This is a genomic window from Thiomonas sp. FB-Cd, assembly GCF_000733775.1.
Lineage (GTDB): Bacteria > Pseudomonadota > Gammaproteobacteria > Burkholderiales > Burkholderiaceae_C > Thiomonas_A.
The window spans coordinates 135,839-153,553 of record NZ_JPOE01000005.1 but is presented as its reverse complement, the minus strand read 5'-3'; the positions used below and the strand labels follow the sequence as shown (position 1 = coordinate 153,553).

The following is a 17,715-nucleotide window of genomic DNA, read 5'->3' as shown; positions in this document are numbered from 1 at the left end:
GATGTCAATGACAACAAGCCCGAGACACTACCTTCAATTTAGCGACTTGACGGCCGATGAATGTACCTACTTGTTCTCGCGCACGGCGCGGATCAAGGCGAAGTTCAAGCGCTACGAAATCCACCAGCCATTGGTGGACCGCACCCTGGCAATGATTTTTGAGAAGCACTCGACGCGCACGCGGCTGAGCTTTGAGGCTGGCATGCACCAGCTTGGTGGCGCAGCCATCTACGTCAACACACGCGATTCACAGCTTGGGCGTGGAGAGCCCATCGAGGACGCCGCACAGGTGTTTTCGCGCATGGTGGATCTTGTCATGATCCGCACCTACGGCCAAGACATCGTCGAGCGATTCTCTGCATATTCGCGGGTGCCCGTCATCAATGGCTTGACCAATGAGTTTCATCCCTGCCAGGTGCTTGCCGACGTGTTCACCTATATCGAGCACCGAGGAAGCATTCAGGGGAAAACCGTAGCCTGGGTTGGAGACGCCAACAACATGCTCTACACGTGGCTGCAAGCGGCAGCCATCTTGGATTTCACAGTCCATTTCGCTGGCCCCGCGGGCTACTGGGTGGACGTGAACCGGCCGAGCTATCCGGTCAGCGCCAATGAACAGAGCCATCTGCGTTGCTTCGATGATCCGGCCGAGGCCTGCGCCGGAGCGCATTTGGTCACGACGGATGTTTGGACGAGTATGGGCTATGAGGCCGAGAACGCTGCGCGACTACAGGCGTTTCAGGGTTTCATGGTGAGCCAGGCGATGATGCGCGGCGCTGATCCGAAAGCCGTGTTCATGCATTGCCTGCCAGCTCATCGGGGTGAAGAGGTGGAGGCTTCCGTGATCGACGGGCCGCAAAGCGTGGTGTGGGACGAGGCTGAGAACCGCTTGCATGTGCAGAAGGCGCTCATGGAATTCCTTCTGCTCGGGCGCTTGGCTGATTAAGCGCAGCGCCGCGATTGCCAGTTCCTCGTGTACCGCAGTGCCTCGTCTGAGGCGATGGCCGCCCACTTGACTCTCGCTTGCGCATTCAATCGCAAGGTCAGCCAGCCGGAATCGTGCCGTGGAATGAGCATGTCAGGAGAAGAAGAGGGTAAGAGTGGGTGGGGTACCGGTGAGTTTGGGATGATCCATTGCCGATGGGACAGTTTCTGATTGCCGTTCGCCGAGCCTGATCGCCGCTTAGGAGTCCGCGGGGCGTTGTGCTCCACAATTCCAGCACTGGCTGAATGAGCCAGTGTGGCGTTCGCCACACCCCGTGCAGACCCATGGCGGACTGGCGCAGGGGCGCTCGAGCGCGTCCAAGAAGGCCAGTGCGGCTAAAGCCTGTCGGGCATCCATCACCCATACGGTGGGCAACGCTTGGTCAGGCGGTATCTCGCCGGCGATGCTGGAGAGATACCGGGAAAACACCTGGGCTGGATACCCGGCGGCGTTGAGCGCGTCGGCCCACATGGTGGCGACGACAAGATTCGGCGCGGCGCGCAGGCGTTTCATGGCGTCGCCTTCGTGCTGGAGGCGCCGAGCAACTCATCCAGGACACGCAGATACAGAGCGTAGCGCGACGCATCGAGATTGCCGGCCTCGACGGCAGCACGCACGGCACAGCCCGGCTCCTGTCGGTGCGTGCAGTTATTGAAACGGCAGGTGCCGTTCAGTTTTGCGATCTCCGGCAAGGCGTGCTGCAACTGCGTCACCGAGAGGTGGTTCAGGCCGAATGCCTGGAAACCGGGAGAGTCAAGCAGGGCGCTTCCGGGGCCGAGCCCAGGCAACTTGTATAGGCGTGTGGCCGTGGTGGTGTGGCGCCCCGCGTTGAGGGCAGCCGAGATCGCCTGAGTATGCACCTGCACACCCGGTGCCAGCGCGTTGACCAAGGTTGATTTGCCCACTCCGGAGGCTCCAATGAGCATCGTCGTACGCCCGTCGAGCCACGTTGAAAGGATGGCAGTTGCCTGTGCGGGGGCTTGGCGGGCAGTAAGCTCGATAACTGTGTAGCCGGCTTTCTGCAGGGGCTGCAGCTTCGCGCGCAGCGAAGGCGTGGAGGGAAGATCACACTTGTTGAGGATGACGGCTGCGGGAATGCCCTCGGCCTGCGCCGCAATCAATGCGCGGCCCACAAGCTCAAGATTTGGTGCGGGCTCCGAGGCGGTGACGACGAGAAGCAGATCCAAGTTCACAGCGAAGATTTTGCTGCGCCATGCATCTTGGCGCCACAGCACATTGGAGCGTGGGAGGATCGACGCTATGACGGCGGGCGTCCCCGGCTGCAGCATGACTTGATCGCCGCAGACGGCGACGCTGCGTTTGCCACGTGCCACGCATGGCAGCGGCTCGCCAACACCCGTATCCGCCAAATAGCTGCGGCCGAAGGCCGCAACGATTCGTGCCGGTCGAAGGGGCAAGCCCGGGGTGGGCGCGATCGGATTCAGATGAATGGCCTTTGCGAGTAGAGCGCCTCGACTTTTGCAGCGCAAATGAAATCGTTGTAAGAAATGCCTCCCACCGAGTGTGTGCTGAAGGTCACCACGCAGCGATTGTGGTGCACTCCAAGCTCCGGGTGATGGTCCTCGCGATACACCATCCACGCCAGCGCGTTGACAAAGGCGATGGTGTCGAAATAGCCGCGGAAGCCATACGTACGTTGGATGCGACCATCCTTGTACTGCCACTCGAGCAGCGCCGCGAGCTGATCGCGTATATCGGACGCCGTCAGGGATCGACCGACCTGCGGTTGGCAATGGGCCTGTAAAAGTTGCTCAAAAGACATCATCGCAGGTCGTTCAAAGTCGAGTGGTCATGAGTGGATACAGGCAATTTGTCTAGGGCTGCGTTCCGGCAGCCTGGGCATGTTGCTGTTCGGTGGTGCCCGCCAGCGCGGTCAACGCCCCCATGCGAGCCAAGCGCTGCAAGGCCGGAGGGTGGCTATAGTAAAAGCGAACATACAGAGGGTCAGGCGTGAGCGTGGATGCATTGTCCTGATACATGCGTACGAGCGCAGCCCCGAGCTGACGAGCGTCGCTGTGTTCGGACGCATAAGCGTCAGCTTCGAACTCGTGCTTACGCGACCAACTCGCTGACAGTGGGCTGAAGAACACGCCGAACACAGGCACGGCCAGCATGAATAGGATCAGTGCCGCCGCTGTATTGCCGCCGAGCATGTTTGGCGTATAGCCAAGGCCGGTGTAGAACCAAACCTGCTTGGAAAGCCAGCCAATCAGCGCAAAACCCGCCAAACTGAGCAACAGGGTGACGATGAGGCGCTGCTGAATATGGTGGCGCTTGTAATGGCCCACTTCGTGCGCAAGCACGGCTTCGATCTGGGCTGCGTTGAGCTGTTTGAGCAGGGTGTCAAACAAGACCACACGTCGCGCAGCCCCCAGACCGGTGAAATAGGCATTGGCATGGGCGCTGCGGCGCGAGCCGTCCATCACGTAAAGCCCCTTCAGTGCAAAGCTGCAACGCTGCATCAGGGCCTGCGCGCGGCTTTTGACCTCGCCGTCGGCCAATGGGTCGAAGCGGTTGAAGAGCGGGGCAATGAACATTGGGAACGCGACCATCATTGCAAGGCTGAAGACGGCGAAGGCTGCCCAGGACCAGAGCCACCATAGCGCAGTGGCTTGCATGAGCCAAAGTACGAGCAGGCCAAGTGGCAGCAGGAGCAAGGCCGACACGATCAGGTTTTTCAGCATGTCGGCGATGAACAATGCAGGGGTGTTGCGATTGAACCCGAACTGTGCCTCCAGCCGGAACGTCTGCCACAGGGTCCAAGGCAGCTCGATCACGGCGCCGATGAGCGCGAACTCCACCAGCAACAGCAGTTGCGCGAGCAGGCCTGCTCCGAAGTGCGCGGCGGACCAGTCGGCCAGGGCTTGAAGCAGGCCCAGAAAGGTCCAGCCCAGGAGTACGGCTGCCGAAAAAAGCGTATGCCACATCCCAAAGCGCGTTCGCGCCACCGCGTAATCCGCGGCCTTTTCATGCGCTGGCAGCTTGATGACCGCAGCAAACGCGGCGGGGACTTCGGCGCGGTGCGCCCGGACATGGCGGATCTGTCGCGTCGCCAGCCAAAGCTTGAGGCCCGTGCCGGCTACGAGAGCGGCGGCAAACAGGGCCGACCATAGTAAGGTGATGTTTTGAGGGCTCATGCGAGAATCGTGCTCCAGCGCAAGGTGCCTGACCCTAGGTGGGCAATCCTCAACCTTGCAGCGGCCGCATTATTCCACCCTGGCTGCACTCGTGCAGGCTACGCGTACCGTAGACCTTGTCGACGTCATCCGGACCCCATCTCCATTTTCGAGAAATTTGCGCATGAGCCTGCCAATTGAAGCCGCGAAAATCACCCCGCATGAGTCAAACCTTTTATGGGTGGACATGGAAATGACTGGGTTGAACCCTGAGTCCGACCGCATCATCGAGGTGGCCATTGTCGTCACCGATCCCCAAGTGCGCACGCGGGTGGAAGGTCCAGTGCTGGTGGTGCACCAAACCTCAGCAGTGATGGACGCGATGGATTCGTGGAACAAGGGTACCCATGGCCGCTCGGGCCTGATCCAGAAAGTGGCCGAGAGCGCTCTGAACGAGGATGGCGCCGAGCAACAGTTGCTAGATTTCGTCGCCCGTTATGTTCCTGCCGGCAAGAGTCCCATGTGCGGCAACAGCATCTGCCAAGACCGGCGCTTCATGGCGCGCTGGATGCCGCGGCTGGAAGCGTATTTTCACTATCGCAACCTGGACGTGAGTACGCTCAAGGAGCTTGCGCGGCGTTGGCGCCCGGAGGTGTGTGCGTCGTTCAAGAAACGGCAGGAGCACACGGCGCTGGCCGATATTCACGAATCCATCGACGAGTTGCTCCACTACCGAGAGCATTTCATCCAGGCGCCATTGTCCTTTGAGCCGGCAGTGCCCTGAATGAGCTTCACCGGCGCAGTTCCGGAAAGTCCTCCTCCCAGAATTCCATTGGCCGGCGGGTGCCCCCGGTCCGCGGCGCCTGTTCCAGTGCACGCAGTTGGACGCGACGGATCTTGCCTGAGATCGTCTTGGGCAGTTCGTAAAATTCGATGCGCCGCACGCGTTTATAAGCAGCGAGATGTTCGCGCGCGTAGCGAAGCACATCCAGGGCCAGTTCGGCACTCGGGGAATAGCCCGCGCGGCAGGCGATGAACGCCTTGGGCACGGCAAGTCGCGCAGGATCGGGGCTCGGTACGACGGCAGCCTCAGCTACTGCGGCGTGCGCGACCAGCACGCTTTCGAGCTCGAAGGGACTGATGCGGTAGTCAGAGGCTTTGAAGACGTCATCAGTGCGCCCGACAAAAGTGAAGGTGCCGTCGGAATTGCGCTGGGCCACATCTCCGGTGTGGTAGTAGCCAGCGTGCATGACCTGGGCAGTCTTCTCGGCATCGCCCGCGTAGCCGGCCATTAAGCCTACCGGGCGCGGTTCGAGGGCAACACAGACTTCGCCTTCCTCTGCAGGGTTTCCATCCACATCGAGCAGTTCGATCTGCCAACCCGGCAATGGCCGGCCCATTGCACCGGGGGTCAGGGGCTGTCCAGGGGCATTACCAATCATGCAGCATGTCTCGGTCTGGCCATAGCCGTCGCGAATGGTGATGCCCCAAGCCGCTTGCACGCGGGCGATGATTTCCGGGTTCAATGGTTCACCTGCACCGACAAGCTCCCGAAACCGCACCGGGAAGCTCTTGAGGTCTTGCTGGATAAACAGCCGCCAAACGGTGGGCGGCGCACACAGTGTTGTAACGCCATAGCGGGCAGCCGCAGCCAGCGCTGCCTGTGCGTCGAAGCGCCCTTGATTGAAGGCGAACACGCAGGCACCAGCGTTCCAGGGTGCAAAAAAGCAGCTCCAAGCGTGCTTGGCCCATCCGGGGGAGCTGATATTCCAGTGCACGTCGCCCGGGTGCAAGCCGATCCAGTACATCGTGGACAGGTGACCGATGGGATAGCTGATGTGGGTGTGCTGCACCAACTTCGGGCGCGAGGTCGTGCCCGACGTAAAGTACAGCAACAGCGGATCCGACGCGGGCGTCGGACCGTCAGGCGTGAAATTGGTGCTCACCGCGTCAGCGCCTGCGAGGTCGACCCAGCCAGGGCGCGGTGCCGTTGCAAAGCGCCCTCGCACTCGGCCCATCGCGGTCGGGGAAAGGGTGTCGAACTTCGCCGCATCTTGCGCGGTTGTGACGATTTGCGCGATGTCGGCACGCTCAATGCGGTCAACGAGATCCTCTGCCGTGAGCAACGTGGTGGCTGGAATCATCACCGCCCCGATTTTGATGACGGCGAGCATGACCTCCCAGAGGGCCAGGCAATTGGGCAGCATGAGCATGACGCGGTCCCCGCGTTTCACCCCGTGTTGCCGCAAGAAGGTCGCCATGCGCTGGCTGCGAAGGTGCATGTCCGCAAAACTCAGGCGCGTTTCGCTGCCATCCTCCTCCACGATCCATAGCGCTGTGGCAGCATTGTCGCGCGCCATGGGGTCAAAATAGTCAAGCGCCCAATTGAAGTGCTCGGGCTTCGGCCATGCGAACCGCTTTTGTGCGGTGGGATGGTCGGCACGCAGCGCAAATAAGGTGTCGCGCGCTTCCAGAAAGGCTCCTGCGGCCATGTTCATGTCAATCTCCTCGTTTTTGTAATTCACCCTCAAGCCTGCAGGGTAAGCCTGACATGAAGCTGAAACCTTGCCGGTGCATGCTTCGCTGACCGGCAATCAGGTCCTGGCCGAACGATGGATCGGTGGGATCCATGCGCGTCAAGCAGAGACCTCCCTTCGATCTTGCGCTGCGCAAGGGCGCTGCAAATCAGCCCGATGGATCTCGGCCTATGCCGTCGATGGTCATGCGCCGGGTTGAGGACTCCGGCTGCAAGACTCCAGCACACGGAAGATCGCTCAGCTTGTCCGCAGCTTTGCAAGAGGCCTGCTTGGGCTCGGTGGCAACCGTCTAGCCCACGCATGAGGGCTGGATTGCGTGCTGCGCGGCTCTGCGAAGCAAACCGAAGAAGACCATGGGTCGCGAGGGCTTCGTGCCGAAAGCGCGTCGGCGTCCGGCAAATGGCGGACGTGCTCCCGCACAGCGACGCGACGCGTTTTTCGATCTCTCCTAGCGGCGGCTTGCCGAGTCAGCGAGACTCACGCGGGAAGGTTTTCCAAGTAGCGCTGCGCGTCCAGTGCGGCCATGCAGCCGGTTCCGGCACTGGTGATGGCTTGGCGGTAGACATGGTCCTGCACGTCACCCGCGGCAAATACTCCTGGCACGCTGGTCGCGGTGGCCATCCCCTCCAAGCCTCCTCGGGTGACGATATAGCCGCCTTTCATGTCCAATTTGCCTTCGAACAGTTGGGTATTGGGTTGATGGCCAATGGCGATGAAGCAGCCATTAACGGCGAGGTCGTATTTTTCGCCAGTCTGCTTGCTTTGGATGCGTACGCCGGTCACTCCGCTGGCGTCCCCCAGCACGGCATCCAGTTCGCTCCAGAGTCTGAGTTCGGCTTTGCCTTCCTTCACGCGTTCCATTAACCGGTCAACCAGGATCGGCTCGGCGCGAAACTTGTCGCGGCGATGGATGACCGTGACCTTGCTCGCAATGCCGGTAAGGTAGAGCGCTTCTTCCACAGCGGTGTTTCCACCGCCCACCACGCACACCGGCTGGTTGCGGTAGAAAAAGCCGTCGCAAGTGGCACAACCCGACACGCCTCTGCCCATGAATGCCTGCTCGGATTCCAGGCCTAGATATTTAGCCGAGGCGCCCGTGGCAATAATGAGGGCCTCGCAGGTGTAGGAGCCACTGTCGCCGGTTAGCGTGTAAGGCCGCTTGGAAAAGTCCACCGTGTGGATGTGGTCGAAAATGATTTCGGTGTCGAATCGCCGCGCGTGCGCCTCAAAGCGTGCCATTAGATCGGGACCGAGCACGCCGTCGACGTCTGCAGGCCAGTTGTCGACTTCGGTGGTCGTCATCAACTGCCCGCCCTGAGCCATGCCGGTGATGAGCACGGGTTTGAGGTTGGCGCGAGCGGCGTACACCGCGGCGGAGTAGCCGGCAGGGCCGGAACCGAGAATCAGAACTTGGGCGTGCTTGGAAGTCATGTGGGGCCTGTGAAGGGGGAGCGGCTCGCTTGAGCCTGGATAGATCGCCGTACACGGCTTGGACATGGTGGATTCTAGGGTTGGCCCGGATTCCATGCGCGGCGAGTTGGATGGAGGCGTTTGGTGCGTTCCTGGGCAGGCGGTGAGTGCACGCCTTGCGCTCTGGGTTAGCATCGAGTCATGTGTCCAATACCCCCGGACGCTGCCCGTGGCGTCCATCGCGAGCGGGCAAAAGAACCTTGGGCGGCGGTGGTCGTAGTCTTGCGAGGAGCGAAGATGGCAGCGATTTCCAATATCGATCTGGTGCGGCGTGTGCCGATGTTTTCTGTGCTGACAGAGGCACAGGCTTGGACGCTGTCCCAGTCTATTGTGAAAAAACGTTACAAGCGTGGAGAGTCCATTGTCGAGCAAGGGGGGCGATCGAATGCACTGTTCATCATTTTGGCTGGACGCGCACGCGTGGTGAGCGTGGACGCCAAAGGGCGCGAAGTCATCCTGGCGGTGCTGCACCCGGGCGATCACGTTGGCGAGATGAGCCTGATTGATGGCGAGCCCCATTCGGCATCTGTGAGTGCCGAGGCGCAAACCGATGTCCTGATGCTGGGCCGCGTGGCCTTCCTGCAAAGTTTGCCCGAGAATTCCAGCATGTCGTTTTCCATCATGCGTGGTTTGGTGCACCGCTTGCGCCGAGCTGATAGCAAGATCGAGTCTCTCGCGCTGATGGATGTGTACGGACGTGTGGCGCGTGCGTTGATGGAGATGAGCGAAGAGGATGGTGCCGAGCGCATCATCGGGAACAAGCTATCGCGCCAGGATTTGGCTAAGATGGTTGGTGCCTCGCGCGAGATGGTCAGCCGCGTGATGAAGGATTTTGAGCAGCAGGGTCTGGTGGTCGAGCGCGAGGATGGCAGCACAATCGTGCGCGAACATATGGCTTCACTGCTCTGATACAGCTTGACCAATATCTTGCGCTGGTTCGCTTTCAATCGGGCAGCAGAAGCCCCAAACATTGCACAAGGCGTGCGTAAAAGCCGGTTGCTGTCCGAAATCCGGCTGGCCGCCGGGGCTATTGTCTGGCTTTTGCTGGTCTTAGCCATGCTCAGCTACCACCGCAACGATCCGTCTTGGTCCACATCGGGAAACGCAGCCCGTGGTACCGCGAATCTGGTGGGCGCTGCTGGCGCCTGGACGGCAGATATCCTTTACTTTCTTTTGGGTTTTTCTGCGCTCTGGCTGCTGCCCATGGGCCTTTATGCCTTACTGCGTGGCTGGCGCCGTTCACATGCCGCGTCCGACACCTGGCACCATCATGTTTTGGCCAAGGTCGGTGGGGTTGTCGGGCTGTGCCTTCTGCCGCTTTCCAGCGCGGCGCTGGAGGCCACGCGGTTGTATGGGTTGAAGAGCGATCTGCCTGGCGATGCTGGCGGCGTCATCGGCACTTGGCTGGGCGACCTGGCGCAGCGGTTGCTGGGGTTTACCGGCAGCGCGATCGTGCTGTTGGCGGTGTTCTTGTTGTCCACGTCGTGGTTTGCACAAATGAGCTGGGCCGATGCCGCCGAGCGTGTTGGGATGGGCGCGGAATGGATCTGGCAACGCCTGCGGGAGCGCCGTGCACAGGCGCAGGATCGCCAGGCGGGTGTCCAGGCAATGCAGGAACGTGAGGCTGATGTGGTGAGCGAACAGGCGCGCGAAGCCGAGGAAGTGTTCGCACCCGTGTTCATCGAGCCGCCGGTGGCGCAGGTGCCGCAGTCACCACGGGTTGAGCGCGAAAAGCAAAAACCTTTGTTCCACGACATTCCAAGTTCAGCTCTGCCCACGTTGGATCTACTGGACCATGGCACCGCGCCGAAGGATGCCATCGGCGCTGAGACGCTCGAGTTCACATCGCGTTTGATCGAAAAGAAGCTCAAGGACTTCGGCGTGGCCGTGCGCGTGGTGGCAGCATCGCCGGGCCCGGTGATCACGCGCTATGAAGTAGAGCCCGAGGCCGGCGTGAAGGGCTCTCAGGTCGTAGGCCTGTCGCGCGACTTGGCGCGGGCGCTGTCGTTGGTGAGTATTCGTGTGGTGGAAACCATCCCCGGCAAGAACACGATGGCCCTTGAGCTTCCGAACGCCAAGCGGCAGACCATTCGTTTAGCGGAAATCCTCGGCTCGCAGGTCTATAACGACGCGTCGTCCATGCTAAGCATGGGGCTGGGCAAAGACATCGTCGGTAACCCGGTTGTGGCCGATCTGGCCAAAATGCCCCATCTGCTCGTGGCTGGCACCACGGGCTCGGGCAAGTCGGTGGGTATCAACGCGATGATTCTGAGTCTGCTGTACAAGGCCGAGGCCAAGCAGGTGCGCATGATCATGATCGACCCCAAAATGCTGGAACTCAGCGTCTATGAGGGGATCCCGCATTTGCTTGCGCCTGTGGTCACCGACATGAAACAGGCGGCGCATGCATTGTCGTGGTGCGTGGGTGAGATGGAACGGCGTTACAAGGTGATGAGCAAGCTTGGCGTGCGCAACCTGGCGAGCTATAACGCCCGCATCCATGAAGCGACACAGCGGGGCGAACATGTACCCAACCCGCTGTCACTCACGCCGGAGAGCCCCGAGCCGTTGCAGCACATGCCCTACGTGGTCGTCATCATCGACGAATTGGCTGACCTCATGATGGTGGTCGGCAAGAAGATCGAGGAGCTCATTGCCCGTTTGGCGCAGAAGGCGCGCGCCGCAGGCATCCATCTGATCCTGGCCACCCAGCGCCCGAGCGTGGATGTCATCACAGGTCTGATCAAGGCGAATATCCCGACGCGCATGGCTTTCCAGGTCTCAAGCAAAGTGGATTCCCGCACGATTCTTGACCAGATGGGTGCCGAGAGCCTTCTCGGCATGGGTGACATGCTTTACCTTCCGCCCGGTTCGGGCGTGCCGCAGCGCGTGCATGGAGCCTTCGTGAGCGACGCCGAGGTCCACCGCGTCGTCGAGCAGCTCAAAGCGCAAGGTGAACCCGATTATGTGCCTGGCTTGCTGGAACCTGAATCGGGCGATGAAGGCGATGCCGGCAGTTTTGACGGTGGAGGCGGCGACGCCGAGAGCGATCCGCTGTATGACCAGGCAGTGCAGATCGTGCTGCAAAATCGCAAGGCTTCCATCTCGCTCGTGCAGCGCCATCTGCGCATTGGCTACAACCGCTCGGCGCGGCTGTTGGATCAGATGGAAAAAGCGGGGTTGGTCTCCACTTTGTCGGCCAGCGGCAATCGGGATATTTTGGTTCCGGTCCGTGCCGAATCCTGAATCGTTTTCGGAGTGGTATCAATGAATGTGCGATTTAAATCTCCCGTGTTTCCACTTGTAACGATGATCGGCACCATGCTGGTGTCAGGCCTCGCAATGGCGTTGGCGCCTCAAGTGCATGCGCAGGGCGCATCCGCTGCCGCAGACCAGCGGGCCCCGTCTGTTGTCCCGCACGCACAGGGCTTGACGTTGCTGAACCAATGGGTTCGGGAGACCCACAGCGCGCAATGCGATTTCACACAGACCGTGGTCGATGAAAAGAAAAAGGCGGGCGCAGCGTCAAGTGGCAGTTTTGCGTTTGAGCGTCCTGGCAAATTCCGCTGGATTTACACCAAACCCTATCGGCAGGACATCGTCAGCGATGGCCAGACCATTTGGACATACGACCACGATCTCGACCAGGTAACGGTCAGCCAGCAGTCCCAAGCGCTGTCTGGCACTCCGGCCTTACTGCTAGCCGGCGGTGACGTTGGGAAGCTCTTCACGTTGACCCCGTTGCCATCGGCCGGTGGGTTGCAGTGGGTCCAGGCCGTGCCACGCGGCACAGACAATTCGTTTGACTGGGTGCGGATCGGCCTCAAATCAACGCCGCAAGGTCCAGAGTTGGTGCAGATGCAGTTGCGCGACGCCTTCCGGCGCACGTCGACCATCGTGTTCTCCAACATCCGGCGCAATCAAGAGTTCGCTGCCGGGAGTTTTCACTTCAAGGCTCCGCAGGGCGCATCCGTGATCCAGCAGCCCTGAGTGCCGTGCGTTGATCGTGCGGCAAACCCTCGAACGCAGGCACCGTATCGCATGATGGATCAGACTCCAAGCCTTTTCGACGAAGAGCCGGCGGGCCCAGGGGCTTCGACGTCCATACCGCTCGCTGAGCGCTTGCGCCCGCGTGGTCTGGACGATGTGGTGGGACAGGAGCATCTGCTTGGAGCGGGCAAACCGCTTCGCGTGGCCTTTGACACCCGCCGTATGCACTCCATGATCCTGTGGGGGCCACCGGGCGTGGGCAAGACCACGCTGGCGCGATTGATTGCGCAGCAGTTCAACGCACAATTCATCGCCATCTCAGCCGTTCTGGCCGGGGTCAAGGACATTCGCGACGCGGTGCTCCTGGCCGAGCAGGCTCGCGCAGCCGGGCGATCCACGCTGGTATTCGTTGACGAAGTACACCGCTTCAACAAGAGCCAGCAGGACGCCTTTTTGCCACATGTTGAGTCGGGGCTCTTCACGTTCATCGGCGCAACAACTGAGAATCCCTCGTTCGAGGTGAACAGCGCGTTGCTTTCGCGCGCCACCGTCTACGTACTGCAGCCACTGACAGGCGCGGAGTTGCAGGTACTCGCTGTACGTGGGCTTGAAGCAAGTGGCGGGCTGCACATCGAGCCCGACGCCTTGGCCCAACTCGCTGCACACGCAGACGGCGACGCAAGGCGGCTGTTCAATGCAATTGAAGCCGTGACGGCTTGCGCACAGGCGTCAAAGCGCAATGTGGTCGACATGGGCCTTCTCCATGCGGCGCTTGCCGAGTCGCTGCGCCGCTACGACAAGGCTGGAGACCAGTTCTATGACGTGATCTCCGCTCTGCACAAATCGGTGCGTGGTAGCGATCCGGACGCGGCGCTGTACTGGATGGCACGCATGCTCGACGGCGGCGTGGACCCGCTGTATATCGGACGACGCCTGGTGCGCATGGCAAGCGAAGACATCGGCCTGGCCGATCCGCGTGCCCTGGGGCACACGCTGGACGCGGTCGCTGCCTTCGAGCGTCTGGGCAGCCCCGAAGGCGAACTGGCGCTTGTGCAGGCGGTTCTGTACCTTTCCATCGCGCCGAAGTCCAACGCGGTCTACGTCGCCGCGGGTGAGGCACGGCGTTTTGTACGCGAGCACGGTACCGCGGCGGTGCCCATGCACCTGCGCAACGCGCCAACGAAGCTCATGCGCAGCCTTGGCGCCTCCGAAGGCTATCGGTACGCGCACGACGAACCGGGCGCCTTCGCTGCGGGCGAGCGCTATTTCCCCGAAGGCTTACCTGAAACGCGGCTGTACCGTCCCACAGATCGCGGCCAAGAGGCCCGCATTGCCGAGCGCCTAGCGGAGTTGCGTCGGTTGAACCGTCAGGCACGCGCGGGCACCAAGGTGCTTGACCCTTCAACCTCCGCTCCGGGCGCTCGGGACTGAGCGCCCGGGCCGTCAACGCCGCCGAGCGCGCGGGCGCCCATTACGGCGCGTTGCGGGGCAGTTCGCGCCAAACCGAGGGAATCCCACAGGCTGGCTGGGCCCGGTGTGTGGTTATCATTCGCGGCCATACGGACAACAAAGCACGACAGGGCGCACCCAAGTGGCTCGTCACGGGAGACTCATCAATACGCCGGAGCGGCCTCGCTCATCGGCATCCTCATTGCACCTAGCCGTCGCGCATGGTCCGGCGCACTCATGCCCGGGAGATTTCTCCTGAGCACGAAACTTGCAAGCCCCTCGCAACCCGCTGCACTAGGCTCACAAGGCCAAGGCCGGGAAGTTGCAAACCGCAAGACCCTGAACCCATAAGGACATCTCGGGATGGAAACCTTCATACAGCAAATCGTCAACGGCTTGGTGCTCGGCAGCATGTATGCCCTGGTTGCACTGGGCTATACGATGGTGTACGGCATCGTCAATCTCATCAACTTTGCGCATGGCGACGTCATGATGGTCGGCGCACTGACCGCCTACAGCATGTTCCTTCTGCTCGCGCACGTCGCTCCCGGTTTGCCCGGGTGGCTCACGGTGATCATTGCCACCGCCGGAGCCATGCTTGTATGCGGCACGCTGAACTATTTCATCGAGCGCCTTGCATACAGGCGACTGCGCAATGCGCCGAAGCTTGCGCCCTTGGTGACGGCGATCGGTATGTCCATCCTGCTTGAAACCCTCGCCATGGTGATCTGGGGACGCGACTACAAAGTCTTCCCCAGTCTGCTGCCGAACACCATCATCACCATTCACGGCGTCGTCATCACGCCGGTTCAGATCATGATCTTGGTGCTCACCTGCGTGCTGCTTCTGGGTCTGACGATCCTCATTAACAAGACGAAGCTCGGCCGTGCGATGCGGGCAACGGCTGAGAATCCGCGGGTTGCCGGGCTCATGGGTGTGAACCCGAACATGGTGATTTCGGCCGCTTTTGTCATCGGCGCCATGCTGGCGGCCATAGCGGGAGTCATGTGGTACGCAAACTTCTCAACCGCCAATTTCTACATGGGCTTTACGCCGGGCCTGAAGGCCTTTACTGCGGCGGTGCTGGGCGGTATCGGCAACCTGTCCGGGGCCATGCTTGGTGGTGTGCTCCTGGGTGTCATCGAAGTGCTGGGCGCAGGCTATATCGGAACCCTTACGGGTGGGATGTTTGGCAGCAATTACCAGGACATCTTCGCCTTCATCGTGCTGATCCTCGTGCTCACCTTGCGTCCCCAAGGGTTGTTGGGCGAACGCGTGGCCGATCGCGCCTGAAGCAGGAGACACGACATGTTAAGGAACAAGCAAACCCATCTACTTGGTTTTCTCATTGCGGCCGCTGCGCTGCTTGCGCTGCCCTTGGGCCTGCAGGTTGTCGGTGACGCGTGGGTGCGCATCGCAGCGTTTGCACTGCTCTACATCATGCTTGCGCTGGGACTGAACATCGTGGTTGGCCTTGCCGGCCTGCTCGACTTGGGCTACATCGCGTTTTATGCGGTGGGAGCCTACATGTTCGCGCTTTTGTCGTCCAACCAGCTCACGAGCAACTTTGATGCGCTGGGTGCAATGTTTCCCAACGGATTCAACGTGTCGATCTGGCTCGTGATCCCGCTGGGGGCCGGGTTGGCCGCGTTGTTTGGCATCTTGCTTGGCACACCGGTGCTGAAGCTACGCGGCGACTATCTGGCGATTGTCACCCTGGGTTTCGGGGAGATCATCCGCATTTTCATGAACAACCTCAATGCGCCGGTGAACATCACCAATGGGCCCCAGGGCGTTTCCGGCATTCACGGCGTTCGCATGTTTGGCTGGCATTTGAACCGCAATATCGACATTGGCAGCTACACCATCAACTCGGTGACGGAGTACTACTGGCTTTTTCTGGCACTGGTCACGCTCACCGTGATCGTGTGCTACCGCCTGCAGGACTCGCGAATTGGCCGCGCGTGGATGGCAATGCGGGAGGATGAGATTGCGGCCAAGGCCATGGGCATCAACACACGCAATATGAAGCTGCTTGCATTTTCCATGGGCGCCACGTTCGGCGGGGTGGCGGGCGTCATGTTCGCCGCGTTCCAGGGCTTTGTCTCGCCTGAGTCGTTTTCTCTAATGGAGTCCGTGAACGTCTTGGCCATGGTGGTTATCGGCGGCATGGGCAATATCCCCGGCGTGATTCTCGGTGCCATCCTGCTATCCGTGCTGCCCGAGGCGCTTCGCTACATGGGGTTCATCTCGGATTGGCAGCAGCACATGTTCAATCATGTCTACATCGACAGTGGCATCCTTCGCCAGCTCATTTACTCCATGGCCATGATCTTGGTGATGCTCATTCGGCCCAAGGGCTTATGGCCAGCACCTGAGCATGGCAAGGGCATTGCAGCGCTGAACATGGGCAACGGTACTGCTGCGCCCGCCGTTGCCAAGGAGGGCGTGTGATGAGCACCTCCGCACCCATTACTCTCAAGGTTGCTGGCGCATCCAAGCGGTTCGGGGGCCTGCAGGCTCTATCGGATGTTGGGATCGAGATTCGTCGCGGACAGATTTACGGCCTGATCGGTCCCAACGGCGCAGGCAAGACCACCTTTTTCAATGTCATCACCGGCATGTACACGCCCGACAGCGGCGAGTTCTCGCTGGAGGACAAGCCTTACCGGCCGCAGGCCGTGCACCAGGTTGCGCGCGAGGGCATCGCGCGGACGTTCCAGAATATTCGGCTCTTTCCCGACATGACAGCGTTGGAGAATGTCATGGTTGGGCGCCATGTGCGCACCAACAGCGCTTTGCTCGGGGCCGTGTTCCGGACGCGCCGGTTTAAGGCCGAGGAACATAGCATCCGCGCCAAGGCCTATGAGTTGCTGCAGTATGTCGGTGTCGCGCACTACGCCGATTTCCGGGCGCGCACCTTGTCCTATGGTGATCAGCGACGCCTCGAAATTGCGAGGGCACTGGCCACCGATCCCAAGCTGCTGGCTCTTGACGAGCCAGCAGCTGGGATGAATGCGACTGAGAAGGTCCAGCTGCGCAATTTGCTGGCCACCATTCGCGGCGACGGCCGGACCATCCTGCTAATCGAGCATGATGTGAAGCTGGTGATGGGCCTTTGCGACCGCGTGACCGTGCTGGACTATGGAAAGATCATCGCCGAAGGCATTCCGGCCGATGTACAAAAGGACTCCAAAGTGATCGAAGCGTACTTGGGTACGGGGGGGCATTGAGATGAGTGAATCGCAAGGCCTTCCGAAACAAGGCGAACTCCGTACCGAAGGCGCCGCACGCGGCGCGTCGGAAGCGACGATGACCGGCGCACTCCTTCAGGTCAGGGGCTTGAAGGTTGCCTACGGCGGCATTCAAGCCGTCAAGGGCATCGACTTCGAGGTGCGCAAGGGTGAACTGGTGAGCCTTATTGGCGCCAATGGTGCGGGCAAAACGACCACGCTCAAGGCAATTACCGGAATGCAGCCCATCACCGACGGCTCCATCATGTATGCGGGGCATGCGGTCAAGGGCAAGGGCTCATTCGATCTCGTGCGCATGGGTCTGGCCATGGTCCCCGAAGGGCGCGGAGTGTTTACCCGCATGACGATTCACGAAAATCTTTTGATGGGCGCGTTCATCCGCAAGGACAAGAAGGGCGTTGAAGCTGACGTCGAACGGGTATTCACCATTTTCCCCCGATTGAAGGAGCGGCGTACTCAGCTTGCGGGCACGATGTCCGGCGGTGAGCAACAAATGCTTGCCATGGGACGGGCGTTGATGTGTCAGCCAAAACTACTGCTGCTCGACGAGCCGTCCATGGGCTTGTCGCCCATCATGGTTGACAAGATCTTCGAGGTTGTTGCGGACATCGCCAAGCAGGGGGTGACGATTCTTCTGGTCGAGCAAAACGCCAAGCGCGCGCTAGAACTGGCACAGCGTGGCTACGTGATGGACTCGGGCAACGTCACCATGACGGGCTCCGCCCATGAGCTTCTGCACGATCCACGTGTGCGCGCTGCTTATCTCGGTGAGTAGAACACGCCGTGGAGCCCGACGAGGCGCTCGGTGACATGGATCTTCAGGTTGTGCGGGCCGCTGGCAGGGTTGCCTGAGGCGACTTTGCTCACCCGCGCAATGATGCGGTTTCGCGGCG

The 17,715-nt window shown here is 60.8% G+C and carries 16 protein-coding genes; 10 read left to right on the top strand and 6 right to left on the bottom strand.

Going from position 1 to position 17,715, the window contains the following annotated elements; genetic code table 11:
* Positions 1-7 precede the first annotated feature (7 nt).
* Positions 8-946 carry an ornithine carbamoyltransferase gene (gene argF / locus CD04_RS0114310; RefSeq protein ID WP_038168426.1) on the top strand — a complete coding sequence of 313 codons (939 nt, stop codon included), beginning with the start codon at positions 8-10 and terminating at the stop codon, positions 944-946.
* A 237-nt stretch (positions 947-1,183) separates the two neighbouring features.
* Here argF and CD04_RS0114305 read toward each other — a convergent pair whose 3' ends face one another.
* The 4 genes from CD04_RS0114305 to CD04_RS0114290 are packed head-to-tail and all read right to left on the bottom strand — an operon-like array spanning position 1,184 to position 4,143.
* Positions 1,184-1,498, bottom strand: a complete 315-nt coding sequence (locus CD04_RS0114305; protein WP_031407921.1) for a hypothetical protein — start codon at positions 1,496-1,498, stop codon at positions 1,184-1,186.
* A complete protein-coding gene (gene rsgA / locus CD04_RS0114300; RefSeq protein ID WP_031407919.1) occupies positions 1,495-2,403 on the bottom strand; it encodes a ribosome small subunit-dependent GTPase A in 909 nt (302 codons plus the stop codon). Before rsgA ends, CD04_RS0114305 begins: the two co-directional genes overlap by 4 nt.
* 23 nt (positions 2,404-2,426) lie before the next feature.
* Positions 2,427-2,771 carry a 4a-hydroxytetrahydrobiopterin dehydratase gene (locus CD04_RS0114295; protein ID WP_031407917.1) on the bottom strand — a complete coding sequence of 115 codons (345 nt, stop codon included), beginning with the start codon at positions 2,769-2,771 and terminating at the stop codon, positions 2,427-2,429.
* Between the two features lie 49 nt (positions 2,772-2,820).
* Positions 2,821-4,143, bottom strand: coding sequence for a M48 family metallopeptidase (locus tag CD04_RS0114290; RefSeq protein ID WP_051849314.1), 1,323 nt, complete (start codon positions 4,141-4,143; stop codon positions 2,821-2,823).
* A 163-nt stretch (positions 4,144-4,306) separates the two neighbouring features.
* On the opposite strand from CD04_RS0114290, the gene orn reads away from it, so the two are divergent.
* Complete coding sequence (gene orn, locus CD04_RS0114285) at positions 4,307-4,906, top strand: oligoribonuclease (RefSeq protein WP_031407913.1); 600 nt, start codon at positions 4,307-4,309, stop codon at positions 4,904-4,906.
* 7 nt (positions 4,907-4,913) lie between these two features.
* On the opposite strand, the gene CD04_RS0114280 is transcribed toward orn, so the two are convergent.
* Together CD04_RS0114280 and trxB are read right to left on the bottom strand one after the other, a co-directional pair.
* Entirely contained in the window at positions 4,914-6,620 is a 1,707-nt protein-coding gene (locus tag CD04_RS0114280; protein ID WP_031407911.1) for an AMP-binding protein, read from the bottom strand.
* 516 nt (positions 6,621-7,136) lie between these two features.
* The gene (trxB, locus tag CD04_RS0114275; protein WP_031407909.1) at positions 7,137-8,090 is read right to left on the bottom strand and encodes a thioredoxin-disulfide reductase; all 954 of its coding nucleotides are present in this window, start codon (positions 8,088-8,090) and stop codon (positions 7,137-7,139) included.
* A gap of 276 nt (positions 8,091-8,366) precedes the next feature.
* Between trxB and CD04_RS0114270 the strand changes: the two genes are divergently transcribed.
* The 8 genes from CD04_RS0114270 to CD04_RS0114235 all read left to right on the top strand — a co-directional run bounded on the left by CD04_RS0114270 (position 8,367) and on the right by CD04_RS0114235 (position 17,597).
* Positions 8,367-9,038, top strand: a complete 672-nt coding sequence (locus tag CD04_RS0114270) for a Crp/Fnr family transcriptional regulator (protein WP_031407907.1) — start codon at positions 8,367-8,369, stop codon at positions 9,036-9,038.
* A gap of 72 nt (positions 9,039-9,110) precedes the next feature.
* Positions 9,111-11,375, top strand: coding sequence for a DNA translocase FtsK (locus CD04_RS0114265; RefSeq protein ID WP_369792839.1), 2,265 nt, complete (start codon positions 9,111-9,113; stop codon positions 11,373-11,375).
* Between the two features lie 21 nt (positions 11,376-11,396).
* The gene (gene lolA, locus CD04_RS0114260) at positions 11,397-12,119 is read left to right on the top strand and encodes an outer membrane lipoprotein chaperone LolA (protein WP_231480646.1); all 723 of its coding nucleotides are present in this window, start codon (positions 11,397-11,399) and stop codon (positions 12,117-12,119) included.
* A 54-nt stretch (positions 12,120-12,173) separates the two neighbouring features.
* A complete protein-coding gene (locus CD04_RS0114255; RefSeq protein WP_051849312.1) occupies positions 12,174-13,550 on the top strand; it encodes a replication-associated recombination protein A in 1,377 nt (458 codons plus the stop codon).
* 381 nt (positions 13,551-13,931) lie between these two features.
* Positions 13,932-14,861: a branched-chain amino acid ABC transporter permease gene (locus CD04_RS0114250; RefSeq protein ID WP_031407900.1), complete on the top strand. Its 930-nt coding sequence runs from the start codon at positions 13,932-13,934 to the stop codon at positions 14,859-14,861.
* A gap of 15 nt (positions 14,862-14,876) precedes the next feature.
* Complete coding sequence (locus CD04_RS0114245; RefSeq protein ID WP_038168422.1) at positions 14,877-16,022, top strand: ABC transporter ATP-binding protein; 1,146 nt, start codon at positions 14,877-14,879, stop codon at positions 16,020-16,022.
* Positions 16,022-16,801 (top strand): ABC transporter ATP-binding protein, encoded by a 780-nt coding sequence (locus CD04_RS0114240; protein ID WP_031407895.1) that lies wholly within the window; start codon positions 16,022-16,024, stop codon positions 16,799-16,801. The genes CD04_RS0114245 and CD04_RS0114240 overlap by 1 nt, the downstream gene beginning before the upstream one ends.
* Before the next feature lie 79 nt (positions 16,802-16,880).
* Positions 16,881-17,597: an ABC transporter ATP-binding protein gene (locus CD04_RS0114235; RefSeq protein WP_031407893.1), complete on the top strand. Its 717-nt coding sequence runs from the start codon at positions 16,881-16,883 to the stop codon at positions 17,595-17,597.
* Positions 17,598-17,715 lie beyond the last annotated feature (118 nt).